The organism is Candidatus Jordarchaeum sp. (genome assembly GCF_052745115.1).
This window is the reverse complement of record NZ_JBRAKS010000003.1, coordinates 11,448-35,724: the sequence shown is the minus strand read 5'-3', so window position 1 is coordinate 35,724 and position 24,277 is coordinate 11,448. Positions and strand designations below refer to the sequence as shown.

Genomic DNA, 24,277 nt, shown 5'->3' with positions numbered 1-24,277 from the left:
ATATTTTTAACACAATTTTTATATAAGGTCCCTTATTTTTATAAATTAACAAGATTTGGAAGGAAGTTTCTCGATAATGAGTAATTTTTATGGCTTGGGACCTGTAAAATTAACTTACGTCCTTTTTGAATTAGATATGAAAAATAGACCTGAAATTAAAGTCCCCGAATATGTTTGCGTCCGAAGATATGATGCGGAAAAGGATGCTGAAATTCTTGCTATACTTCATAATCAGACGATGTCCATATGCGAGGACTTCGCTCTTATGGATGAAAAATTCGTTAAAAAAATTCCACATCACGTTTCTTTTATTGCCGAAATAAATGGTCATCCTGTAGGCATGGTTATAACCGGTGTTGGGAAAATAAAAAAAGGCAAGCAGGGCTACATTGCGGAATTAGGAGTTTTAGAAAGTTATCGATATAAAGGTGTAGGTTCCGCCTTGTTAAAACATGTGCTAGACTTTTTTGAATCAGAAGGAATTGAAAAAGTAACTTGTGAGGTTCTTGAAAGCAACATAGATACTCTATATGTATTAAAAAGAAAGGCTAATTTTGAGGAAATTGAGAGAATCACATTCGTAACTTCTCAACTCCCCTTAAACTTATTTAAAAGTTACTAGTTGGGGAAATTAGCGATGGAAGCAAAATTAGAGAAAATTGAATATAAACAAAAATGGGAGAAAAGAGAAACCATTTACTATTATATGAACAGGGATCTTAAGGATTTGCCTTTAAAGCTCATAGATAAAAAAATTATTATTCGCAATCTAATGGAAAACGAATTGGAGGAATATGTGGATTTAGTTAACACAAGTCTGACTCATTGCCCTGACCCCTTTGTGCCGATGAATTTGGATTTTGCTAAAAAGTGGCCTCTAGGACAAACTCTTGTGGCTGAGGTTGATGGTAGGCTAGTGGGGTTTTTAATGTTTGAATCACGCGGTAAAATGGGTTTACCGGTGCAGTTAGGTGTTTTGCCCCAGTATCGTAGAAAGGGTGTTGGCACCTCATTGCTTTTATTCCTTTTAAATGATTTTAGGAATCGGGGAATCGAAGATATTAGAATGAAAGTTTTTAAGAATAATGTTCCCGCTTTGACTCTTTATAAAAAGTTGAAGTTCAAAGTATATGGTCTAACTTTAGAAGAATAAATTATTTAAAATTATTTTTATTTCCATTTTCCGCACCTTTGGTTTATTTTTCTATTTTTGTAAGTTTGATAATCCTGTGGAAGAAGTATTAGACTTCATTAAATAATTTTTCAGAAACCTCTGACTACGTGAAGAAGAAATAAGCAGTAATTGGGAAAAATGAAAAATATAAAAATATTCACAAAGAGTGCGGAAAGTAGGTTTAATTTAGAATTTATTATTTTATTATGTGTATAAAGTCTTTTGCCTGAGCTTCTGATGATCCTACTAATATACGGTGGTATCTTCTTCCACTTCTTGTTATTACTTCTTCTAGTTTTCCTCTGGATCTTATTCTCTCCCCCTTTTCTGCGAAATGGCAGAAGATGCCCTCATATGAAGTTATTTCATCTATGTTTTCTACTTTTTCTCCTTCAAGTATTTTAATATCTGTTATATGGTAGTTACATGGTAAGTATATTGAATTATCAGCGGATTTCACTGTGGCTTCTATTAGAGAGAATCCTTTAGGTTTATATTTTCTTGATCCATATTCTTCTTCAATTTCTGAATCTTCTCTTATTGGGTGAATAGAGAAGCGGGTCTTCTCATAAAATCCTATGTTCCATTTTCTTTCTAGTAGTAATTTTGCTTGTTTTGAGTTAAGCTGGAACATTCCTTCCTTCTTTTTAATCCACTGCTCAGCCTCCTTTTCTTCAAAACTATGCAATACTTTTTTTCTCTTTAGTTCTAGGATTGCTTCTCTTGTTGCTTGAGAATTTTCTCTTCCATAAACGGTTAGGTCAATATCTGAAAAATCAGGATTGTGAATATTAATGAGTATGGATCCTGTTATTCCATATTTTTCTATAGGCACCCCACTTTGGTTCGATAAAGTTTTTACTAGTGAAACCGCTTTATTTTCCAGTGGGTCTAAATCTTTTTGGGCTATGAGCTCTTTTACTTTTTCTTCTGGGCGGTATTTTTTGGCTATCGATTTTAGGGGTACTGCAGAAAAAGTGATATTATTTATTGAATCGTAGTAGAGATAGTTTGGATATATTTCCCTTAGCAGTCTAAACCCCTCTGTTACAGATTTGGCGTCATACTGTTGTAACATACGCTTGAATCGCTGTTTATGCCCCCATTTTCCCTCAGGGTTTGGCATATATTTTAGGTAGGCTAGTATTCTGTCTGGAGGGTGGGTGTATCCCACAATGCAGAAGAATAGGTTCTCGATTGTTCTGATATAGTCTCTATCCTTTTCTTTACGCAATTTTTACTCTCCCAATTAACTTTCACCTGTTTGTATTTTCGAATCTTTTAGCAATCAAAAAGTCTTTTTTTTCTCCACCTAGAATTAGTCTATAATAAGTTTCACTTTTAGAGATTACTTTCTCAATCTTTCCTTGCGCAATAAATCTTTCGTTTGCTCTGACTTGGTCACAGAAGCGTCCTCGATAAGAAACTATCTCGGTAATTTGTGGAGCTTTCCCCTCCAAGGTTTTTGTGTGTTTAATAATATATCTACAAGGAGTAAATATAGCTTCTTTATCGTCTAATACTAACCCCTTTATTATTGCATTGTTTAGAGATATGTATTTTACATCTCCATATTTCTCTGATAACTCACTAGGTTCTTTAAGAAAACGTAAAAAAAAGGTTCTTCCATTTATTTCCCCCGACATATATTTTCTTTTTTCGCTAAATGCAAATTCTTCATAACTCATCATAGTATCTGTAACTCTAAATTCATAGAGTTTTTTTAAACCTTCATCACTATACGCTTTTATTATGGAATCCTTCTTATTGAAAAGGTTTCCCAGTGCTTCATACACTAGCCTGCAATTTTTTTCTCCATACACTATAATGTCTATATCTGAATCTGGTTGAGTTAAATCTACAAGGACAGATCCAGAAACCCCTATTTTTTGCATTGGTATTTCCGACTCTTCTTGTAGCGTTTCTGAAAAAAGTATTACATCTTTTTCTAGCTCATCTGTGAAACCATGAGATATTACTCTCTGAAGTCTTTCAATAGGATTATGAACCTTCTTTATTCGATTTCTAGGAACTGCCTGAAGTTTCACACCAAACACAGAATCGAAATATATGTACTCTGGAAAGTTTTTTTCCAGGTACTTCTCTCTATCCTCTAAGGAATAAACCTTCCTGTATTTTTTACCGTTCTTTCTTAATCTCTCACCTTTATTGTCCGGAAAGTATCTCAGATAAGCAATCACCTTATCAGGGGGATGTATCAAGCCTTTAACATCTAATATGAGATTATTTTTATCTTCTATGAAATCCCCCTCGATAATTGGTTTCTTGTATTCCAATTTCAAACTTCCAACATTTTGTAATATATTATACTTAAATTATATTATGCCTCTTTGTTGACTATTTTAAAAATTCAGACTCTAGTGTCTCTTTTATTTTTCCCAAGGTGGTGCTTTTTGCTGCAAATGCATTATAACCATGTACTGATTCCATACTTTCTACTTCAACACTTACTTCTGTTGTATCGGGTAAATCTTTAAACTTCTGGGCGCTTCTATAAATTACTTCACGAGCAGTATCTTCGATGAATTTTGGGTTAAGGTGTGCTATACGAATTAGGCGAGCCTCATCTGGTCTTTTCAGAATATCTTGTGTTATTCCACTCATGGATTCTTCAATAATACGAGCGAGTTCTCTTATGTTTATCACATTCTCTTTAGGCGTTTCTATCAATATTTTTGCTCTGCATCTCTGGCTGTGTGATGCTATGGGTATAAGATTTAAAATCTTATCAATAGTTTCCTCATCGATTTTGAGTTCCCTCGCTCTTTTTTCAAGCATGGTTTTTGAATAATCCTTAGTAATTTCCTGCCCGCAGGGACAGACTGTCATCCCTTCACAACCTACTCCTAAAAAGATTTTAGTAATAATTTTACCATCTCTTCTTTCCCCCATTCCTTTGGCATAGACACTGTAGGTCTTTTGTCTTTTTACCTCTTCTTCTTCGCTTCTTATATCTAACACAAGGGGGCTCTCCATAGTGACCTCTGCGTGTGAAGCGTAGTCATGTTTCTCCAGAAGTGTTTTTACCAATTTTTCACAAAAGCCCTCAATGCTCCGTGCAGGACGATAGGAAATTTCTTCTATTATACCTTCGATGGTTTCAATGCTTCTAGACATGTGAATTCCCCTCATGTTTTGAGGGAGGTCTATAAAAGCAGAAATTGAAGGTAGAAGAATAAACTCATCTTTATCCCGAGTAACTTTAACTCGTTTAACTATACCTACCAAACCTACTTTATCGAGACCTATAGGAAGCAGTGCCTCTTGATTTTGAACATCTGGAAGCATCATTTTTACTCCTCACCAAAAATATCCATATCTTGGGCATAACTTTTACCTAAAAATAGGCATGTTTCCGCTTTACTTAACTCTCTCCCAAGATAGAGAGCGTGATCCATCCTACTAATTAAACCCAGTGAAATAATTTTCTTGCCTAGAGCTTCTGCAGATAATCCTCTAAACATTAGTTCGCTGTCCGACCGTGAACTCTTAAATAACACATATATTTTTTCCTCTTCATGATTAATCCATATCTTAAAGTATCCCTCCGGATCTGAGGTATAGGATTCATCAGCCATACCCGTTTCTATTACCTCAACTTTCTCAATAACCGGCTCTATATGCTCTATTTTACTCTTTGATTTGAGCAAACTTAGTCCCAAATCCTTTGGGGGCTTTTCCTTCTTGTAGGCTATAAAGGCCATCGTTATCGTTTTTGCGAGCTCTTGTACACATCTCCTGGTTTTAACACTGCGTTCTGTGGTTAGAAGTATGGATACTCCAAGTTCTATGGCTAGGCAAGCTAGGAGTCCATTTACTCCCACACTATCAATATCCATAAATTCTGTAATGTTTCCCACTCCGAACATCATAGGTATATTTTCATAATGTTTTCTGAAAAAAATATAGGACGCCAAAGAGTTCGCCATGCCGGGATTAATCGGAGACTCAAGTAGAGGATCCACTACTATCTTTTTAAATCCAAATCTTTCAGCGATTTTGTACAAACTCAATAAACTCTCAACTCTTTCCTGACCAGTTTTGGGCAGGTACCCCTCTCTTACATTGGTTGGGAGCAAAACTATGGCCACGTCCTTTGTTATGGACCTCAAATCATTTATATTCCCATGATCAAAGCTCAGAACTAGATCCGCTCCCGCCTCAACACCTGCTTCTATTTCAGAGGGAAGCAGGGAGTCAATGCTTACTGGAACCGATAATTTTTCCTTAATTAGGGAGATTATTTCTCCGACTTTATGCGAATTATCCTCACCCGCAACCGCCCCCACATCAATCATACTTGCTCCCGAATCTATATAATATTCCGAAATAGAAACAATTTTATCTAAGCTCAACTTAGGAGCGTCAACTATCTCAGCCAAAATTCGAGGAGGGAAATCAAGACCCAAATAAACCGGTTTGACCTCTCTTCCTATTTTAAAATTTTTAGAACTTTCAATAATGTTCTTTTCTAATTGTGAAACAATTCCTTGGTATTCCTCGACACCGCTTTTTTTTAAAATATGATTTGCGGGGTAGATCTTTGATAGGGGGATTTCTAGATTATTAAGAATTATGGGAATATCCGAAGCATATATTGGTCCTTTAAAAGTTGGAATTTTTAACACATTTTCAATTTGGCTGGTTTCTCCTCTAACGAGTCCTGGAACAATTATCAAATCATAATCTCTACTAATTTTGTTTTTTAATTGTTCAGTGATCGTTTCCGGGGTTAGAAACGCCGCCACTGAGACAGGTAATTCAATTACATCTACATCCATGTCACTCAGAGATGCAGCTTTCTCCACAGATTTTCTAGCCAGCTTCCCAGTAACTAGTAAAATCCTCAACTAATTCCCACCTATATAGAATATAGCGTCATAAATTTCGGAAGGATGTTTTAGAATCTTTACTCCTTCTAATTGTGAGACTTTATTTACATTTTCCTCATCCAACTTACGTACTTTGGTTTTGATTTCTTTTCCAAAAATTATTGCACTATGAGGACATAATTCTACACAAGTTTTACAGCCTCTACATAACGTTAAATCAATAACGGGCTTTTCAATTATTTTAATTGCATTATTAGGACATTTCTCAAGTGGTAAACAAGTATCACAATCTATACAAATGTCATGATCCACCAGGGCTGGTAGTTTGGTCATTACTATTCCGGCTCGTAAGTCTGTGGGCACTACATAGGTGGGTACTTCCCCTTTTTGGGCTTGGGCAAAAGCAGAGGTTATCAAAGTGTCTGCTATTCCACAGGCCATCTTTGCAACTGTGTTGGCGGTAGCTGGAGAAATCACTAGAGCTGAATACCTATTTCTCGCAAACCTTCCGGTCTTGGGAAATCCCTTATCCTGCTCTCTCTCTAAAATTATTTCTTGATAATAATTTCCAGGAGAAATTTTTTCTAGCCTATCGAGAATTCCATAAACACGTGCCACCTCTTCGCCAGCGCATGATAAAAATGTAGTAACCTTTACATCTTTCTTTTTAACTAGTTTAAGAAAGACCTCAAAGCTCTCCAGAAGAAAATGCCCTGCTCCAGTAATACACCATGCTATCCTAAATTCCAATTTTTTCCCTCAGTTCTTCAATTTCTTTAAAATAAATGTAGTCGAGGACTGTTCCAGTTGCCTCTCTTATTTTTAATGAATCAACTAAAATCTTATTGGCTCCTCCCGCCAACCCGTCAGCAATTAAAGCTGCTCCCTGAGCCGCTTCCTTTGCAATTTTAGCAAAACCCTTAACCACCCTGACATCCGCAAAATTCGATAACCTTGATATAAGTTCTATTTGGATTTTTTCAAATCTTGAAAGCTTACCAGAAAGAAGTATTTGGGGAGCACCGCCTACAGACACATTAATGGCTGCAACGTCCTTAACGGCACTTTCAATGAGAGCTTCCCAAGCTAGCTTAAACCGCTCATCTCTTTCAACCATGGTCTCAAACTCTCGGGGACTCAATCCCTCATAACCCGCGATATAAGCGGCGCCACCAGTATAGAGCAAGTTTTTGTCAAACCTACCCAACAGGTAGGCTACTTCAGCGTCTAAACCCCCACAGGCTAAAAAGCCTATACCACCCTCCGCCCCACCCACCGCATCAACTATCTGTCCATTTTCTAAACCAATAACGGCAGTAAATCCACTTCCCATCTCCACAAGAATAAATGAAATTTCACTATAATCTCTTTGAAGCCTTCTGGCTTCTTCATACAACGCAAGTGCTGCACTGCACAGTTTATCTGATGTTCCCATATCTATCTTACCAACTTTTCTGTATTTGGGAACTGTAGGTAAATGTTTAATTCCTGGAATAAAGTAGCCTTTAACTTTCTCCTTAATAAGGAGTTCAATTACCTCGTTTAACCCTATAAGCTTCCTTTCTTCCTCTCTTTTTAAAGTTAAAAGAAAAGATTTTTTTTCATCAAGCTCATCGATTTTCGTAATTGGCAAACCATACCCGCTAGGGGCGACTACTAAATCTAGGTTACCTACTGATTTTACCACATCAATTACCAGCGAGGGATTTAAAACAACATTTTTCGTGGGAATTGAGGTGTCCAAAATCACTTCTCCGTCTTCTAATCCAATAAAATCCCATGACCCAGTGCCTGGGTCAATTCCACAGACTCTAACCATCAGTAACCCTCTAGCAAGAAAAACGTGTTTAACATGAAATAAAGGCTAGTTGCCTACTAATAAAAAATTAGCTTCTTTTATTTCCACGCCGCTATTATTAACTCCTGAGATGAAAGTCAATCCTCTAGTATGATTTTTGAGGAACAACTCGGTTTTTAAGAATAATTTTTCAGCTTCTTCTATTCCACTTACCAGTCCATAAACGGTGGGACCAAATGAGCTTACGCCTGAACCATAAGCTCCATTTTTCATCATAAAGTTGATCAGCTTTTTTACAACTTGGTCTTGCAATTCGACTTCCACTTTTTTAAATCCAATTTTTTGTATTTCATAAAGACTATTTCCAAATGTTTCAATGTCCTTATCCATTATTGCAGGAAGTGTTTTCATTAGGATAAGATGACTAAGTTTTTGGACTTCCTTTAACGGAACAGGACAGTACTTTTTAAAGATTTCAACCTCTTTCGCTCCGTGTGCTCCTTTATCTACATTGGGTATACCGATTACAAAGCACCAGTCTTTAGGAATATCTTGTCTAATTATTACTGGTGCCGGTGGTGCTGGTGAAGCTGAGGATGGTAAAAATTTCTCTTTCTGTTTCCCGGGCCCAAATGTGTGTCCTCCATCGAGTATAAAACCTCCACTTTCAAAAGCAGCGACACCAATGCCTGATGTACCAGCTCGGCCAACCACATTGGCTAACTCTCTAATTGATAAATCCTTAGAGTATACTTTGTTAATGGCTGTTGCAATTGCTAATGCGAATTGTGTTTTTGATCCCAGACCTACATGTTCCGGTATGGTGGATTGAATTTTTATTCTTATGCCGTCCCCGGGTGAGACTTTGTCGATGGCTTTTCTGATGATTGTTTCTGCTAATTCCTTTTTTTCCCCTTCGACTAGTATTTGGTTTGAGGCTTCGGCTTCTATTAGCACGTTTGGATAGTCAAGGGTTACTCCTATTCCTCCATCTATTCTGCCTAGTGAGCCATTGAGATCAATTAGTGTGAAGTGTAATCTGCTGGGGGTTTTTATTTTTATTTTCACTTTTATATGCCTCTGTTTTTTGGTGTGCTCTCCCTCATCTCCTATTAGTTAAGTGTAGTTAACTACACTTTAGTGAAAATAAATACATTAAACTCCATACATAGTTTGTATAAACTGCAATATAAACTTATCCCAAAAAATAACATATTTATAATTATTAAAAAAAGAAAATATACATCAATTAGTTAGATATAAAAAAGGAATAATAGTATCCCGCTTCTTAGTTATATCAATCCTAAACTGGTGAGAGAGTTGTTTTTGGGGTTTCCCGCAATTCATTTTTCAATTTTCACAGAGATAGAAAAAGTTTCTAATATTGTAAACAAATTCCAGAAAAATGGACTTAACGCATTTGAAATACTCTTTTTAGGTAACGTACTCTACGCTCCCAAGGGCAGCTCAGCTCCTCTATATCCTAGTTTAGACCAAACAGAAATAATATCAGAAAAGCTTCGTGGCTTGCAGGTAAGCGTGCACGCTCCCTATGTTATAAGTTTAACTACTGCTAGCCTAAAGCGTGTAAAAAATACTAAAGCGCATTTCAGTATTAATCTAAAAATCGGTGATAAACTGAGAGCTACGCATATTACATTTCATTGTGGTTCGATGAAACCCAGAGATAGTGAAATAAGGGTTAAGAATCTATTGAATGAAATAATGAAAGTAAGGGAGAATAGGGGATACAAAGCCATGCTCGCTCCAGAGGTTGCAGGTAAGATTAAATCCTTTGCAGATTTTGATACTCTTATTAGAGTGGCAGGAGAAATTGGATGTCTGATTTGCTGGGATGTCGCTCATGACTTTGCTAGAGGCGGTATGGTGATAAACGAGGCGGGACTGCTACATAGACTAGAATTGATAGAGAATAACATAGATTTAGGAAAATTCAGAGTGCCGATACATATTTCGGGTATTATTACCACGAGAAGAGGCGAAAAGGCCCATACCACACTGGATGATAAAAGAAGTCATCTTCCTTGGAGATTTATCCTGTCTTTCTTAAAGGAACAAAATTTTTTAGATAAAGTTACTATAATTTGCGAATCAAAAAACGAGAATGATAATATTGAAGAGAGGATTAACGAAACTTTAAAAATAAAAAATTTTTTAATAAATAATCAACCAATGGAATATAGAATTACTAAATCCCGTCTTGATAATTTCTTAAATTATTAGGTATACTTGGCCTAATAAGTATTTTAAAAATAAATAGATTGTCAAAATTCTTATTATAGATCTTATTTTTTTATCATTTTTCTTATTCTTTTATGAAAGACATATTTTTATTTAAAAGATTAAAGTGGTATTTAGTCCCTAGGCTTGATAGGGATGTAAAAATGAGGTAACAAAAATTAGTTAAGAAAATAAAAATAATTAGAGCCCACATTCCGCACCCCCTTCAACGTAAATATATTTTTTCAAAGGTGGGTTCGATGGTGCAGAACAGCTCGTTTCTGCCTCTGAGAGGGGGGTTCACAGGGCTTATTTTCCTATTTAAAGCCCTAAAAAAGAGCTGAAACCGGATGATCCTCCATCCCCCCTTTGCAGGATTTGGCAAACTTCTTAAGGAACCTCTTCCCACTCTACCTGTACTTTTTTCGGGAGAAGCTCGAATCCAGGCGCCACGTCCCCGATTTTTCACCACTTTTGTAGCCCGCACCTCTATTATTTTGAAAACTCGTAAAAATATAAGAAGGGTGCGGAAAGTAGGTTAGAAAAAATAAAAAAATCAAAAATAAAAATTTTAAGGTTTCTTAGTCCATGTCGTATTTTAGAGCTTTGATTTTTTTCAAGGTTTTTCCTTTAATAGGAATGTGATCTAAGGACCACTTTTCTAATTTATCTCTAGGTCCAATGTCTACTTCTGGCTCAATTTTTCTGGGTTGTTGAGGTTTTGGGGGTTCGAGACCGCAGGTTAAATCTGATTTCAACTTTTTTCTTATGCAGTTTGCGTATATGCATTGAGCGCCAACACAGGTGTCGCCTCCCCAAGAGCAGAGTATTTCTATTCCGCGATTGGTTTTTTTTCTGTCAATGGCTTTCTGTCCACATTGAAAAAACTGGCATGAGGGTTGGCATGGTTTTCCAACCAAGTCGTTACAGCTCCTAACTAAATATTCTGTTTAACAAAGAATAAACACAGATAAATAAACTTTCCGATATTTTTAATCATCTATAAATTATTAAAATTTAAATATTTTTTAGAATTATTTGTGCACATTTCATTTTCATACGGATGATTAATCCAAAATAAAAATTTACTAGTATTTAGTTTTCAGCCCCATTGGCGTACCTCAATTCTAAGGTTTTCCAAGCTGATTTGGGTTCTGTCAAATTGCTTTTTCAGTGATTCTTTATTTTTCTGATAATCTTTCTCGGCCATTTCACCGGTTTTGTGTCTTGCGTAGAGTAATTCTATTTCTTCCTGGATTCTCTTTCTCTCTTTCTCTAGTTGTACAATCCAATTCTCCACTTTCTCTTTTTCTATTTTGTGTTTTTTCTTAATCTCATCAAATTCTGATTCGTATTCCTGGCGAAGTTTTTCGAACGTTTCATTACTTATCTCCTTAGATTTGTAAACTTCTTTTAGTTTCTCTAGACGCTCTTTCAATTCTTCTTTTTCTCTTGATGCCTGCTCTAGTGGTAAAGGTTTTATTAGTTTTTCAACATCTTCTCTTTCCTTCTTGAGTTCAGCCACTTTGTTTTTCAATGTTTTTATTTTATTTTTGTAATCGTCTATAGATATGTCCCCCGATAAACCTTCCATTAGCTTATCTATCTCTCCAGTAAGGGCTGATGTTTCGCCGATAATTTCTTCTAACTTTGCCCTCAACTCTAGCTGATTTCTAATATCTTCAGGAATTTCTTCTTTTTCTTCCGCGTTTTCTTCTAAGGTTTCTTTTAATGTTTCCAGTCCCGGTGTTTCTATTTTTTCTTCACTAAACCATTCATCTTTTTCCTCAAGGCTCGTACCGCAGTACATACAGTATTTCATAGCCGCTTTAGATGCTTTTCCACAGCCTGGGCAGACCTTCTCGCTCATATCGTTTTTCCCCTTTGAATTTTACTCCAATTTTACTAGGGAACCTCTCTAATGCAAACCTTTCAAATTATACAAAAGAACAAAAAGCTATACGAATTAATTTAGGAAATAACCACATATAAACATGTTTTTTAAGGAAAAAATATGAAAAGATACTTTTAACATTGCAGTACTGAATGTTACCATAAAATGGACAATATTGTGGCATTCACACCAGTCACCACCGTTATAGTTGGTATCCCTGTTCCTAAAGATATAACCAACGAAAGCGTTTGAGCAAGATTTGTTGGTATTCCGGTTGGAGTAAACATAAGAAAATTAACCCACAATATATTCGTAGTTGGATCATATAGTGTCTCTACGTTTCCAATTATCGCATTATTTGGTGGCAGAGCTTGAGCGTAAACGGCCGAGTTAACCACATTTGTATATCTCGCTTGTATTAGCAAATTTTGTGTTGTGATGCCTATTGGTATAGTTAGAACTAATAATGCGATTAATACAACGATCAATCGCCGCCGTAAAATCCGGGCTGCCACTTTTTCTTTTCTTATAGAGACTGCAGGTCTTATTCCCTGAAGCCAGAACAATGCAGTACAACAAATGTTTATGCTTAAAATGTTTACTAATAGCAACTGAAGCGAACCTGAAGCAATACTGTACTGCGCCAAAGCTAAGCCTATTCCAATATTTGCGGCGGGAGGAAGTAAAGCCGCTGCAACTGCTACTCCTACAAGTGCTGACTCTAATCCACCACTAATGGCCACACCCGCCGCAAAACCTGACGCAATAGCGAGCGCTATATCCGCTAAGTTTGGCTGTGCTCTAGCTAAAATTTCTGAAGTGGGTGCTGCTCCCGGATACAAGTAGGTCAGCACCAAACCAACAACCACTGCGATAATAATCCCAGCAGCTTCCAATTTGATACTATCCTCAAACATTTTTCTTCTACTGAGAATAGTTCCCATAGCAGTGCCCGTTACTGGTCCTAACAGGGGAGCGATCACCATACTGCCAATGATTACCGCTGCGTTATTTCCTAAGAGTCCTATGGAAGCTAACACCCCGGCCAATGCTATTAATGCAAAGTAGTTAACGTTAATTTTGGTTGATTTCTCTATCATTTGAATAATCTCATCATTTGATGAGCGCTGAAAGGAAATTAATGGCCTCTTTGTCATTATTGAAGGCAGCGTCGCGGATACTGGACTTAGGTTAATTCTCCCAAATTCTCTGCCTACTCCTGTACGCTTCAAATCTTGAAGAATGTCCTCCACATCTTCTTCTTTCGAGGTAATCAGTATAAGCGTGTTTTCTTTACCTGAAATTATTGAAAAATCTCTACCGGAATCGCTTAGAACCTTGGTTATTTTCTCTGATTCTTCGGTTGGTGTAACCACTTGAATAGTTTTCATAGTGCATCCTCCGAAAACCGTTCAAGATAAAATATAATGTACTAGAAAATATTTAAACTATACCCCTCTGTATAAAAAATACCTTAAAGAGAATTTTTTGTCTAGTAATAAAGGACAAATTTTTATTTATGAATCTGCTCTATTTAAAATTAATTAAATAATTTATATTGAAATACATCTTTTTTAAAATTAAGGCTGGTGAATTAATGTCAAAAGAGGAAAACATACAAAAAATGCTAAAAATTATTGATGATGCCTGGGCTAACACTCCCTCCATAATCATTAGTACAAAAGATTACGTGTATTGCCTATTTCCAACCGACCCTGCCGATAAAGACAACTGGATAGAAGCTTCATTTACTTTACAGGATGCTAGCCTAGAACAAAGAATACTTACAGTAAAAGAAGCACTAGTATATCTTCTAGAAGAAGTTACACATGGCTTACCGGGATACATCGATATGCCCATAGTCCTAGAAATTGCCGATCTAGATAAAATTAAGGAAAAAATTAAAGGCGCTTAAATTAAATCCGCCTTCCTTTACAAATTTTTTAAAACCTTTTATTAGTTTGTTTACTTTCTGCTTTTCTTCTCTGCCTCGGAACCCGTCTCCTCAGAAGCCTTCTCAATATGCTCCGAAATCGTTTCTGTCAGATTCGTGAAATCCATTGGGAAAATCAGGCGTGTCTGCTCGTTATTACCTAGCGCATCTAGAGCCTTCAGATACTGCAAAGTCATAGTTTTACTATCAATGCCTCTTACCACCTCAAAGACTTTATCAAGAGCCATAGCATCACCTTCCGCTTCCAAGATATTGCTCTGTCTAACACCCTCTGCCTCTAGAATAACTGCCTCTCTATCACCCTCAGCTTTAAGAATCTCGGAACGAGCTTCACCCTCCGCCACCTTGATAATAGCCTCTTTCTTACCATCAGCCTCAATAACCATAGCCCGCCTGATACGCTCCGCCTCCATCTGCCTAACCATAGCGTTCTGCACGCGAGAAGGAGGAAGAATCTCACGAATCTCAACACTAGTAACTTTAACCCCCCACCTCTCAGTCATCTCATCCAATTTATCCCTAAGAACAGTGTTAATATACTCCCTCTTAGCAAGCACATCATCAAGCAAAATATCTCCAATGACTGATCTTAAAGTAGTCTGCGCAATACCAATAGCCGCCCCCTTAAAGTCCTTAATCTTTACTACACTGTCCTCCGGATTTATCACCCTATAATAAAATAACACGTCTACGTCCAAAGGCGAGTTTTCGGCTGTGATGCAGAGTTGTCTTCTTATTTCGAAGTAGTTTTCTCTTAGGTCTACTTTTACTGCTCGATCTATTATGGGTATTAGGAATACTATTCCTGGTCCTTTTGTTCCGGCGATTCTTCCTAGGCGGAAGATTACTGCTCTTTCGTATTCTTTTAATATTTTTATGTTTGGTACGATTAGTATTAGGAGTATGAATATTACGACAACTAATACGATCATTAGGGTTCCAATGTCCATGCCGTCCATATTTTACTCCCCTATGTTTTAATTGAAAGTCTTTGGTTTAATATTTTATTTTTTAGCATATTACGTTTTCTATTTGGGTATAAATTATACTTGGTTATCGTTGTAACGCAAAAATTGGGTGGTGTTTTTTAGAGATAGTCTACTTTCTTCTACTTTGTTAGTTATATTATATGTTTTGTTCAACATTAATTGGAAGCAATTAGATTATTCGCTAATTTTTATAAAAGATAATAAAGTGTGAGATATACTAAATAGTTGTGACATACTGTATTATTTAAATATACTTTTCATAAACTGGGATAGCTTTCTCTTAGATTTATTAAAGTTGATTTTCCTCTTTGGGTTTCTCTTGGGGCCCTATTGCTTTTTTTATTTTTTGTACACTTTTCATTAATCCGGTGACTACTGATGGCTTTTTGGCTTCGAGCTGGATGAGGTCTAGGATAGGTTTTGGGATTACGCCTTCGTATTCGGCTTCAGTTGCGTGTAGCTCTGTTGCAATTACTTCCATTTTTAGTAGTTCTATTTGTGATCTGAAATCCTCGTCGCTATGGTCTATTACGAAGGTGTCTATGCATTCCTCAAACATTTTGGCTATTCCCAAGGGTGTTGGTTCAACATTTAATGTCTGTAGTAGGGCTGCCGATTTTGAGGTAATGGGCGGTGAAAGAACCGAAACATGCCCTTCACATTTTTTCACAGATTCTTTAATATAATCATTTTTTATTATGGGTATAATGCTTAATGGATCATTGGCGATAATCATTAATGACTCGGAACTTTTAGCCAAGCTCTGAATCTGATCGAAGGGTTTTACTTTTCCTAATCCTTCAAATTCAACTTTTTTAACATTGAATCCTTTTTTAGCTAGAAAATATTCTAGCAGGCTGATTTCACCTTCTCCCGTCTTTACTATTGCTGAGATCTTCCCGTCTGTTAAGGGTAATATGTTTGTTTTAAGCTCCAAGGCTTTGCTTAATTCTCGATAAATGCTTATAAAATTTTGTTCTTTTTTTAACCTTTGTTCTCTAAATATGGAAATCGCTATTTTGGCATCTGTTGTGGGTATATTATTTTTAACTCCAAATTTTTTTAGAATGTCTTGATATATGTAGGAGTCTGTTCCTTTTAATTTTGATGAAAGTAGTATAGCATTATCTGTTTCGTGCAGTATTCTTAGACCTAAAATATAGTAATCATAAATGTTATTCGCTATTATATTAACATCACCTAATGAGTAAGCCTTCATAATAATTCGCAGAAGCGGAGGTATATCTACTCCGGTATAGATTATTGTCTTCATTTTTCTCACCAGCTCATTTCTCACACTTTTAATTTAAGTTTAATTATATAAAAGATCTAATTGTTTGATGTATTGTATATCTTCTCCTTAAAATAAAGGTTCTTAAGCTACTTTTGTCCAATATCACTTATTTTAATGTAGGTTAAAATGGGTGGGATTTGTATTTTTTCTCCTTTTATTTATAAATATAATGATTATCTCCATTTCGGGCGAATTTCTAAAATTGGAAGATAAAAGCTTTTCGTGTTTTTTATGACGATTCTTATAACTGTATCAATGAGTCTATGATTTATTATATTTTGATTTTTTCACTCTTCTGTTAATTGTTAACTTCCGCTTTTCTTCCCTCTTCAAAGGTCGTTTTTGGCACTTCTAACCCTGCTTAAGTTTGGAATCCCCGTAAAACAGGGATTTAAACCCGTTTCCCTCCGCCAGAACCACCACGGAAATGTTAACACAAAAGAATATGAAATCAGAATATTATAAAAGATAGACTCATTGACTGTATTAGTTTTTATGGAGTTGTTTTAATATTTTATATGATGGTAAACAAATATAATAAAAAATTAATATTAAACAAGATATAAAAAATAGTATGTATTTAGCTCATGGAAATCGATCTGGCTTTTTACACCTACTTTTTCCGAAAAAGGATCTATTTTTAGTTCTTTTCTCCCGTGATGAACGCCAATAAAATAAGAAGGCGAATTAAATCATCTTTCAGCAATTAGAGCCTTATTATCCGTCTCTTAATCACAACAGCTAAATACATACCAAAAATATAATTTTTATAAAATATAAAAGTAAACAAAAAATCATGCCGTTAAGCTTATGATAAAGGTTAAAAAGGTACACCGTTTTTTAGTTATTGTTCCCCCCCATATAAAAAAATAGCCGACAAGATAAAATTTTTATCAATCGCTATATAAAATACCGATACGGAGCGACTAGTAAAATGCCTGTCAGATATAAAAAACTGGTTTTTCCCTTTACGGCAATAGTTGGCCAAACCAATATGAAGCTCGGGCTAATTTTAAATGTCATAGACCCCAAAATTGGCGGGGTACTAATCCGTGGAGAGAAAGGAACAGGGAAATCCACTGCAGTAAGAGCTCTAGCAGCCTTACTACCAGAGATGGAATTTATAAAAAACTGTCCATTTAACTGTGACCCCAAAGATCCTACAACAATGTGTGAACTGTGTAAAGCGAAAGTAAAAGACAATGATCTAGACAACGAAGTTAGAAGAATGAGGGTTGTTGAAATACCCTTAGGAGCCACAGAAGATAGAGTTGTAGGATCACTAGACATTGAGAGAGCAATAAAAGAAGGGGTAAAAGCACTAGAGCCCGGCATCCTAGCAGAAGCTAATCGCCAAATACTCTACGTGGATGAAATCAACCTCCTGAGCGACCACATTGTAGACGACCTACTAGATGCAGCTGCCTTTGGTATAAATACCGTGGAAAGAGAAGGCGTATCCGTATCTCACCCATCAAGCTTCGTACTGGTAGGTAGCATGAATCCCGAGGAAGGCGAACTAAGACCACAAATCTTGGACAGAATTGGTCTACAGGTACAAATTACACCCCTTCGAGATCCCAGACAAAGACTAGAAATACTAACACGCATCGAGGAATTCGATAATGGCGAGCAACAATTTATAGAAAAATGGCAAAAAGAAGAAGACGAACTCCAAAAAAGCATAACAAACGCTAAAAAAATTGTGCACCAAGTAAAAATTCCCGAATATCTTCTAATAACCATCGTGAAAATGTGCCTAGAACTAGACGTAGGCACACACAGAGGGGACATCACAGTAATGCGCTGCGCAAAAGCGCTAGCAGCCCTTGACGGAAGACTCGAAGTGAACGAAGCAGACGTATTAAAAGCTGCTGAATTAGCCCTAGGCCACAGAATAAGAAAATTCGAATTCGAAGAAGCAGAAGCTGTAAATAAAAGAATCGCAGAAGGCTTTGAAAAAGCGCTAAACGAAGTCAAGCAGCAGGAAGCAGCGGATTTTTTTCGAAATGACGCCGAAATGAACGGTCAACAACAGGCCAAAGGTGATGAAGCGTCAGGAAAAACAATCCAAAACATATCCTTCGATGAAAGCCTGCAAGCCGACTCCACAAACCAGGAATTTCCATACCAGGACCTCTGGAACCGCTACATGCAACAACAAGAAGGTCGAGACCAAGATGGAATGATAAACATTAGAGATCCCCGTCTAGAAAACCTAACAGATGAAGAAATAGAAGAACTAAGAAAAGCCGGTATCCTCGGAGAATTCTTTAAACGCCAATACAAAAGCCTATTCCGAAAAGACGAACCCCGCTTCATGGGAAGAAGAATCAAAACCAAAGGAACCACCGACAAAGGAAGATACATCTACTACAAAATCCCAAAAGAAAAAACCAAACACATAGCACTAGACGCATCAATAAGAGCATCCTCTCCTCACCAAAAAAACCGAAAAAACACACAGCTTGTAGTGGAAATCCAAAAACAAGACATCCGAGAAAAAATCTTCGAATATCGCGCACCCCTATCCATAGTATTCGTACTCGACGCCAGCGGCTCCATGTTCAAAAACCTTAAAAAAGTCAAACAAGTCATACTCTCCCTACACGATGAAGCCTACCACCAAAGAGACCGTGTAGGACTAGTAGTATTCAAAGGTTACAACGCAGCAATAATGCAATACCCCACAGTAAACCTACAAACCGTATCCTCAAAACTACTCACCATAAAATCTGGATCGTGGACACCACTAGCCGCAGGACTAGTCAAAGGTCTCGAAGTACTAAAACGAGAAAAAATGAAAGATAAAAAAACGGTACCCTTCCTAATAACCATTACAGATGGAGGCGCGAATGTGCCGTTAAATGCTGGCAGTTTTGCTGGTAAGCGTTTCAGTTATGTGCAGCAGATGCGGTCTGAGATGGAGAGTTATAACCAGTTATTGTGTGAGATTGAGGAGATTGCTAAGATGTTTAGGAAGGAGGAGATTCGTACTGTGGTTATTCGTCCTGAGAGTCATGCTTTAATGAAGAATTGGCGGAAGAAGATTTGTCAGAGTTTGGCTGAGAAGAGTGGTGGTAATATTTATAATATTTCGGAGATTGAGAAGCTGGGTGACGTTCTGCGGTATGAGCTGCGTGTTAATAGATAAAAATTATTTTTTGTTATGCTCTAAAGATTTTTAATAGTTTTTTGGAGCTTGTGTATTTTTAGCGGATTTTTTTTGGCATTTTTAGAAAAATTAAGGTTCATTCTTTAATTGTTTGAAAAATTGTCTTATTGGAATCTGTCTTTGTATTTTTAGTATTATTTTTTATGGTAATTTTGTTTTTTTCCAGGTTTTGTATGCTAGTTGTATGTCTTCTTCTTTTATGGTTTTACGGCCGGTGTGTTTTGCCATTTCTTCTGCGAGTCGGGCTATTTCAAGTCCAAGTTCTTCTAGTATTTTGGCCAGGGCTGCTGCTCCGCTTTCTGAGACTCTTTCTGCTCCAGAGTTTCTAATTAGTCTATCGACTGGTGCTACGGGTATGATTGTTTCACTTTTTTTTCTAGGCATTTTTTTCCCTCTTTGTTAGAATCTTCTAAATAAAGTACTTATTTCCTCTATAAAAAGCTTTCATAGACTTTAAAAATAAAAAGGGGGGAAAATAATTAATATTTTCCATTAAGTTTTTAAAGAATAGTGTTGCATACTTAAGTATATTATGAGGGTTGAGTACATTATTTCCAGGGAATGAGAAGTTTAATGAGGTTTAAGCCATTTGTATGATGTTGCTGTTGTTGGTGCTGGACCTTCTGGCTCTATGGCCTGCAGGTACATTGCAGAGGCGGGATACAAGGTTATTTTGATTGATAAGGAAGAGATACCGCGATACAAGCCATGTGGTGGAGCTATTGAATTAACGCTTATGCCCAAATACAAGCTTCCAAACGAATTGATTGAGCGTGAAATAGAATTACTAGTACTTTACCACACCTCAGGAAAGTTTTATCACAGGATTGGTTTAGGGGCCATAGTGTGGCGTTTAAAATTTGATGCCTATTTCCAATACCTTGCAGCGGTAGCTGGAGTAAAAATTAGGGAATTAAGAACTCTGAAGACTGTTAATTGGAAAAATGGTTATTATCAACTTAGACTTAATAGGGGTAAAGTTCAAGCGAAAATCGTTGTTGCAGCAGATGGAGTAAATTCACCTACACTAAGATCCATAGGTTGGGAGCCTTTTAAACCGAATGAAGTTTACTTAACTGTACAAAAAGAAATCCTTTCTAGCAAAGAAAAAATAAATGAAATAATCGGTGAAAAAACCATCAACTTTTATTTCGGAAAGGATATATCAAAACATGGATATGGTTGGGCATTCCCCAAGAGAAATGTGATTAGTTTAGGTTGGGGATGTCTTCTATCCGAGATTAATAATACGAAGGCTTCTTTTCAAAGGTTTCTTGATTATGAGCTAGTTAAAAAAATTTTGTTAAGTGGTGAGACGATTAGAACTGCTGCTCACTTGGTTCCTATGAAAAGTCGTGAAGTGTTTCATGAGAATGGTGTTGTTGCGGTGGGGGATGCTGCGGGTTTGGTGGATGCTATTTCTGGGAAGGGGATTCCATATGCTCTGGAGTCTGGTGAATTGGCGGCGAAGACCATAATTAAAGTCCTAGATGAAGGAGATTTAGAAGGGCTTAGCCATTACAAGGAAGCATTAGAGGGATCTTTTCTTCCGATTTTAAAGGCGAAGTATGATATAGTATTTGATGTTTATAAGAATGATGATAATATTATGAGGTATCTTGATCTTTGGCAAAAACATCGTGCATCGGAAATCGCACAGAATCTTTGGAAAAAATGATGCTAAAAGTAATTTTAATCCTAATATATTTTTTCCTGAATATTTAGATTAATTTTCATCATAATTTGTCCGTGATCTTTTCCCTTAAGCGTATATCGTAATACTCGGTTAGATTACCTGACTCTATACTTTTACAGAACTTATCTGGTTCGCATAGTCTTTGTTTTTTCATGAAACCGCATTTTTTCATAAAGATATCTTTTTTTTCATCTGAAAAAAGTCCCAGTAAATTAAAGTAGGATTTAACCAAACGATATTTTCCAAGCTTGTAGGCTTTTTGTATACATGGAGGGCTTCTTTCAATGTATAGCTTATTTATTTTTTTGCAGAATTCTTTCCAGTTGCAGGTAGCCTGACACTTTTCGCAAATATCTGAGCATCTAATATATTTACATAATTCTCGAATAAGGGCTTTACTTGGATATTCCTGGTTATGTAGAGAGTATTCCAACTCCGAAAATGTTTCAGGGTTAAAATATCCTTCCAAAAGAATAAATTCCAAGCACTTTTGCTTCAAATCTTTTGGAGGCACCAACCAGAACCTCAACCGCCACACTTCTCTCGAGTTTTTAATAAATGAATGGACTCAATTCGGCATCTATAGTCTTCAATTTTGTATATAAAGGCAATTTATTTTAAAAGTCAAACTAAGGATTAATACAAACCATTTTTAAAAAAACTAAACCATTTATATGCAAAGATTTTTGATGTGGATTTATTTCTGTTTAAAATTGTGAATAAAAGGTAGTGAAGGCGAATAGAGATGCGTACGAGCTTAAATGGGAAATGGAGATACAGTTTGGAATCGGTTCCAGATAGTGACTCTGATTGGAAGGATATGTTGCTTCCTGTGAACTGGTATCTTGGAGGGCTGGACTATGCAGGAACTGTTGTTTTTCAGAAAAGTTTTGAGTTGTATGAAAAGCCGGTTGATAAAGAGTTTTGGCTTAGTTTCAAAGGTGTTGATTATTTTACTGATGTCTATCTTAATGGTGTTTATATCGGTCATCATGAGGGTTATTTTCAACCTTTCACGTTTAATGTAACGAGGATTATTGAGGAAGAAAACTCTCTTCTTGTTAGGGTAGGTTCTCCACAGGAAGAAAAACCTGTTTGGCCCAGTAATAAGACCTTAATTAAGGGTGTTCTTAACCATCATGATTGTCGCCCCGGTTCTTGGAATGAGGAACATGGTCAGGATTACAATACTGGCGGCATATGGAACGATGTGGATTTGATAATCACAAACAAAATTATAATATCTAAAGTTAAAATTTCACCAAAAATCGAATTAAGTAGCATAGCTAGGGTAATAATTGATGTTGAGATAGAAAATTTTGATGAACCCAAAGAAATGATAATTGAAATTGAAATCAAGCCCGCAAACTTTTCATCTGGAGTAAAATCATCACAACATAGACGTGTTTTTTTGAGGAGGGGTAAAAACAAAAAATATATTGTTCAAACCATTAAAAATCCAGAATTCTGGTGGACTTGGGACCATGGAGATCCGAATTTATATTATTTAACAGTTATAATTCGTGATGGGGATAATGTACTTGACTCGGTGAGAGAACGGTTTGGTATCCGAGAAGTCAAAATAGACTCTGGCTGGAATTGGTATCTTAATGGCTTACACCTCTTCGTTAGGGGAACCAATATTATTCCGACACAGTGGCTTTCGGAATATAATCCCAAAATGATAGAGAATGATATGAAACTTCTTAGAGATGCCAATGTTAATGCGGTGCGTGTTCATGCTCATGTCAATAGGGATGAGTTTTATTCTGCTTGTGATGAGAATGGAATACTGGTTTGGCAAGATTTTGCTTTGCAATGGTGGTATTCCAGATCGGATGATTTTGCTGAAAAGGCTGTGAGTCAAATTAAAGATATGGTTCGAATATTTTACAATCATCCCAGTATTTTAGTTTGGTGTTGTCATAATGAACCAGACATACATCAATTAGAGAGTCTGGATACCCTCCTATTGCATGCAGTATTGGAGGAGGATGCTACGCGTTACGTGGATATCGCTTCAACAACAGAGTTTCACACTTACCCTGGTTGGTATGAAGAGGATTACAAAAAATTCTCCAGACTATTAGCCCAGCCTTTCTGTAACGAATTTGGCGCTCAAGCTCTTCCAAACATAGAAACTTTGAAAAAAATAATGCCTGAGGAGGACTTGTGGCCTCCGAACTGGGAGAAATGGGCTTTCCACGACTTTCAGCGTATGCAGACTTTCGATATGGCAAAGATAAAACTGGGAGACTCTCTGGAAGAGTTTGTTAATGATAGTCAGAACTATCAGTACAAGCTCCTTAAATATGCTATTGAAACTTATAGACGGGCAAAATATAATCCTATGACTGGAATCTTCCAGTTTATGTTCGTTGATTGTTGGCCGTCCATAACTTGGAGTGTGGTGGATTATTACCGTCAACCCAAGAAGGGTTACTATGCAGTTAAAACAGGATACCAGCCTATTCTTGTAAGCATTGAGGTTGACGATGTTGTGAAAACTAATGATAGGGGTGTCATCTGGATTGTCAACGACTTGCATAAGAATTATTCTAACGCGAGTCTAATTTTCTGGTTAGAAGATGAGGATGGAAATATGTTAAATCGAAAACAAGTAATCGTTAATATAGAATCTGATAGCGTGGTGAAAACCTCTTATGCGTTTGAATTTAAGGTTTGCTCACCCGGGAAATATTTGGTTAACGCTGAGATCCTTACCCCGGAGGGAGTATTGCTTTCAAAAAACCATGAAGAAGTAGAAGTTAAATGAATAGTTATTAACTTTTTTTGCGTTTTCGAGTGGCTTTTTTGGGTTTTGTTTCGGTGCTTACTTTTTTCTCTTCTTCAAATTGCTTTTTGAATTCTCTAACAATTTCATTTAATTGCATTAAATTTCCTAGGAGGGATCTGTCTTTTTCAGATAGAGTAAATCCGGATGTTTTTGTTTCTTGTTCGATTATGTCTCTTATTAATGGGTTCAAGAAGGCTTGGATCAAAGCTATGAGTGCCGTTGCTCCACCTAAGCTCTCTTTAGCTTCTTCGGCATTCTGTTTCGAGCGAGTGAGAAAACTTAGAGTGAGAGAAATAACTAAAAGATTGAATTGCACCATGATACCAAACGTGTAATTATATGTAATATTTCTAGTAATTGTACGGTCGAGACTTATGTACATGAGGGTTGATCCGTCGGAAAAAGAAGATAG

Annotated in this window: 23 protein-coding genes; 7 read left to right on the top strand and 16 right to left on the bottom strand. The window is 36.5% G+C overall.

Features of this window, described 5'->3' with window-relative positions:
- The first annotated feature begins 76 nt into the window (after window positions 1–76).
- Both ACUVXA_RS00615 and ACUVXA_RS00610 read left to right on the top strand, forming a co-directional pair.
- Window positions 77–622 (top strand): GNAT family N-acetyltransferase, encoded by a 546-nt coding sequence (locus ACUVXA_RS00615; RefSeq protein ID WP_445869289.1) that lies wholly within the window; start codon window positions 77–79, stop codon window positions 620–622.
- Window positions 623–637: 15 nt separating this feature from the next.
- Entirely contained in the window at window positions 638–1,153 is a 516-nt protein-coding gene (locus tag ACUVXA_RS00610; RefSeq protein ID WP_445869288.1) for a GNAT family N-acetyltransferase, read from the top strand.
- Window positions 1,154–1,370: 217 nt separating this feature from the next.
- Here the strand turns inward: ACUVXA_RS00610 and ACUVXA_RS00605 are convergent, their stop codons facing one another.
- The 7 genes from ACUVXA_RS00605 to ACUVXA_RS00575 all read right to left on the bottom strand — a co-directional run bounded on the left by ACUVXA_RS00605 (window position 1,371) and on the right by ACUVXA_RS00575 (window position 8,893).
- Window positions 1,371–2,408, bottom strand: coding sequence for a nucleotidyltransferase domain-containing protein (locus ACUVXA_RS00605; protein ID WP_445869287.1), 1,038 nt, complete (start codon window positions 2,406–2,408; stop codon window positions 1,371–1,373).
- A 22-nt stretch (window positions 2,409–2,430) separates the two neighbouring features.
- A complete protein-coding gene (locus tag ACUVXA_RS00600; RefSeq protein WP_445869286.1) occupies window positions 2,431–3,471 on the bottom strand; it encodes a nucleotidyltransferase domain-containing protein in 1,041 nt (346 codons plus the stop codon).
- Window positions 3,472–3,532: 61 nt separating this feature from the next.
- Window positions 3,533–4,486 (bottom strand): GTP cyclohydrolase MptA, encoded by a 954-nt coding sequence (gene mptA / locus ACUVXA_RS00595; protein WP_445869285.1) that lies wholly within the window; start codon window positions 4,484–4,486, stop codon window positions 3,533–3,535.
- Window positions 4,487–4,488: 2 nt separating this feature from the next.
- The gene (locus ACUVXA_RS00590) at window positions 4,489–6,045 is read right to left on the bottom strand and encodes a dihydropteroate synthase-like protein (protein WP_445869284.1); all 1,557 of its coding nucleotides are present in this window, start codon (window positions 6,043–6,045) and stop codon (window positions 4,489–4,491) included.
- A complete protein-coding gene (locus ACUVXA_RS00585; protein ID WP_445869283.1) occupies window positions 6,046–6,777 on the bottom strand; it encodes a dihydromethanopterin reductase (acceptor) in 732 nt (243 codons plus the stop codon).
- The gene (locus tag ACUVXA_RS00580; protein ID WP_445869282.1) at window positions 6,767–7,846 is read right to left on the bottom strand and encodes a DUF1464 family protein; all 1,080 of its coding nucleotides are present in this window, start codon (window positions 7,844–7,846) and stop codon (window positions 6,767–6,769) included. The genes ACUVXA_RS00585 and ACUVXA_RS00580 overlap by 11 nt, the downstream gene beginning before the upstream one ends.
- A 45-nt stretch (window positions 7,847–7,891) precedes the next feature.
- Window positions 7,892–8,893, bottom strand: coding sequence for a beta-ribofuranosylaminobenzene 5'-phosphate synthase (locus tag ACUVXA_RS00575; RefSeq protein ID WP_445869281.1), 1,002 nt, complete (start codon window positions 8,891–8,893; stop codon window positions 7,892–7,894).
- A gap of 252 nt (window positions 8,894–9,145) precedes the next feature.
- Here ACUVXA_RS00575 and ACUVXA_RS00570 point away from each other — a divergent pair, with 252 nt between their 5' ends.
- Window positions 9,146–10,069: a TIM barrel protein gene (locus tag ACUVXA_RS00570; protein ID WP_445869280.1), complete on the top strand. Its 924-nt coding sequence runs from the start codon at window positions 9,146–9,148 to the stop codon at window positions 10,067–10,069.
- Window positions 10,070–10,292: 223 nt separating this feature from the next.
- On the opposite strand, the gene ACUVXA_RS00565 is transcribed toward ACUVXA_RS00570, so the two are convergent.
- From ACUVXA_RS00565 to ACUVXA_RS00550, 4 genes are all read right to left on the bottom strand, one after another.
- Entirely contained in the window at window positions 10,293–10,538 is a 246-nt protein-coding gene (locus ACUVXA_RS00565; RefSeq protein WP_445869279.1) for a hypothetical protein, read from the bottom strand.
- 109 nt (window positions 10,539–10,647) lie between these two features.
- The gene (locus ACUVXA_RS00560) at window positions 10,648–10,986 is read right to left on the bottom strand and encodes a hypothetical protein (RefSeq protein ID WP_445869278.1); all 339 of its coding nucleotides are present in this window, start codon (window positions 10,984–10,986) and stop codon (window positions 10,648–10,650) included.
- Between the two features lie 182 nt (window positions 10,987–11,168).
- Window positions 11,169–11,936: a hypothetical protein gene (locus tag ACUVXA_RS00555; RefSeq protein ID WP_445869277.1), complete on the bottom strand. Its 768-nt coding sequence runs from the start codon at window positions 11,934–11,936 to the stop codon at window positions 11,169–11,171.
- A 179-nt stretch (window positions 11,937–12,115) separates the two neighbouring features.
- On the bottom strand, window positions 12,116–13,351 hold the full coding sequence (locus ACUVXA_RS00550) for a TIGR00341 family protein (RefSeq protein WP_445869276.1): 1,236 nt from the start codon (window positions 13,349–13,351) through the stop codon (window positions 12,116–12,118).
- 206 nt (window positions 13,352–13,557) lie between these two features.
- On the opposite strand from ACUVXA_RS00550, the gene ACUVXA_RS00545 reads away from it, so the two are divergent.
- Window positions 13,558–13,875 (top strand): hypothetical protein, encoded by a 318-nt coding sequence (locus tag ACUVXA_RS00545; RefSeq protein WP_445869275.1) that lies wholly within the window; start codon window positions 13,558–13,560, stop codon window positions 13,873–13,875.
- A 50-nt stretch (window positions 13,876–13,925) separates the two neighbouring features.
- On the opposite strand, the gene ACUVXA_RS00540 is transcribed toward ACUVXA_RS00545, so the two are convergent.
- On the bottom strand, window positions 13,926–14,873 hold the full coding sequence (locus tag ACUVXA_RS00540) for an SPFH domain-containing protein (protein ID WP_445869274.1): 948 nt from the start codon (window positions 14,871–14,873) through the stop codon (window positions 13,926–13,928).
- 319 nt (window positions 14,874–15,192) lie between these two features.
- The gene (locus ACUVXA_RS00535) at window positions 15,193–16,176 is read right to left on the bottom strand and encodes a 2-phospho-L-lactate transferase CofD family protein (RefSeq protein ID WP_445869273.1); all 984 of its coding nucleotides are present in this window, start codon (window positions 16,174–16,176) and stop codon (window positions 15,193–15,195) included.
- 955 nt (window positions 16,177–17,131) lie between these two features.
- Between ACUVXA_RS00535 and ACUVXA_RS00530 the strand changes: the two genes are divergently transcribed.
- A complete protein-coding gene (locus tag ACUVXA_RS00530) occupies window positions 17,132–19,351 on the top strand; it encodes a VWA domain-containing protein (protein ID WP_445869272.1) in 2,220 nt (739 codons plus the stop codon).
- A 162-nt stretch (window positions 19,352–19,513) separates the two neighbouring features.
- On the opposite strand, the gene ACUVXA_RS00525 is transcribed toward ACUVXA_RS00530, so the two are convergent.
- Window positions 19,514–19,756 carry a histone family protein gene (locus ACUVXA_RS00525; RefSeq protein WP_445869271.1) on the bottom strand — a complete coding sequence of 81 codons (243 nt, stop codon included), beginning with the start codon at window positions 19,754–19,756 and terminating at the stop codon, window positions 19,514–19,516.
- A 205-nt stretch (window positions 19,757–19,961) separates the two neighbouring features.
- Here ACUVXA_RS00525 and ACUVXA_RS00520 point away from each other — a divergent pair, with 205 nt between their 5' ends.
- The gene (locus ACUVXA_RS00520; protein ID WP_445869270.1) at window positions 19,962–21,050 is read left to right on the top strand and encodes an NAD(P)/FAD-dependent oxidoreductase; all 1,089 of its coding nucleotides are present in this window, start codon (window positions 19,962–19,964) and stop codon (window positions 21,048–21,050) included.
- Between the two features lie 58 nt (window positions 21,051–21,108).
- Here the strand turns inward: ACUVXA_RS00520 and ACUVXA_RS00515 are convergent, their stop codons facing one another.
- Window positions 21,109–21,597: a hypothetical protein gene (locus ACUVXA_RS00515; RefSeq protein ID WP_445869269.1), complete on the bottom strand. Its 489-nt coding sequence runs from the start codon at window positions 21,595–21,597 to the stop codon at window positions 21,109–21,111.
- A gap of 252 nt (window positions 21,598–21,849) precedes the next feature.
- Here ACUVXA_RS00515 and ACUVXA_RS00510 point away from each other — a divergent pair, with 252 nt between their 5' ends.
- A complete protein-coding gene (locus ACUVXA_RS00510; protein WP_445869268.1) occupies window positions 21,850–23,844 on the top strand; it encodes a glycoside hydrolase family 2 protein in 1,995 nt (664 codons plus the stop codon).
- A gap of 7 nt (window positions 23,845–23,851) precedes the next feature.
- Here the strand turns inward: ACUVXA_RS00510 and ACUVXA_RS00505 are convergent.
- Window positions 23,852–24,277: hypothetical protein (locus ACUVXA_RS00505; protein WP_445869267.1), on the bottom strand; the 426-nt coding region annotated here is incomplete at its 5' end.

Coding starts and splice junctions, on each gene's coding strand:
- ACUVXA_RS00615 (WP_445869289.1), top strand. CDS start 77: ATGAGTAATTTTTATGGCTTGGGACCTGTAAAATTAACTTACGTCCTT.
- ACUVXA_RS00610 (WP_445869288.1), top strand. CDS start 638: ATGGAAGCAAAATTAGAGAAAATTGAATATAAACAAAAATGGGAGAAA.
- mptA (WP_445869285.1), bottom strand. CDS start 4,486: ATGATGCTTCCAGATGTTCAAAATCAAGAGGCACTGCTTCCTATAGGT.
- ACUVXA_RS00580 (WP_445869282.1), bottom strand. CDS start 7,846: ATGGTTAGAGTCTGTGGAATTGACCCAGGCACTGGGTCATGGGATTTT.
- ACUVXA_RS00555 (WP_445869277.1), bottom strand. CDS start 11,936: ATGAGCGAGAAGGTCTGCCCAGGCTGTGGAAAAGCATCTAAAGCGGCT.
- ACUVXA_RS00550 (WP_445869276.1), bottom strand. CDS start 13,351: ATGAAAACTATTCAAGTGGTTACACCAACCGAAGAATCAGAGAAAATA.
- ACUVXA_RS00545 (WP_445869275.1), top strand. CDS start 13,558: ATGTCAAAAGAGGAAAACATACAAAAAATGCTAAAAATTATTGATGAT.
- ACUVXA_RS00540 (WP_445869274.1), bottom strand. CDS start 14,873: ATGGACGGCATGGACATTGGAACCCTAATGATCGTATTAGTTGTCGTA.
- ACUVXA_RS00535 (WP_445869273.1), bottom strand. CDS start 16,176: ATGAAGACAATAATCTATACCGGAGTAGATATACCTCCGCTTCTGCGA.
- ACUVXA_RS00530 (WP_445869272.1), top strand. CDS start 17,132: ATGCCTGTCAGATATAAAAAACTGGTTTTTCCCTTTACGGCAATAGTT.
- ACUVXA_RS00525 (WP_445869271.1), bottom strand. CDS start 19,756: ATGCCTAGAAAAAAAAGTGAAACAATCATACCCGTAGCACCAGTCGAT.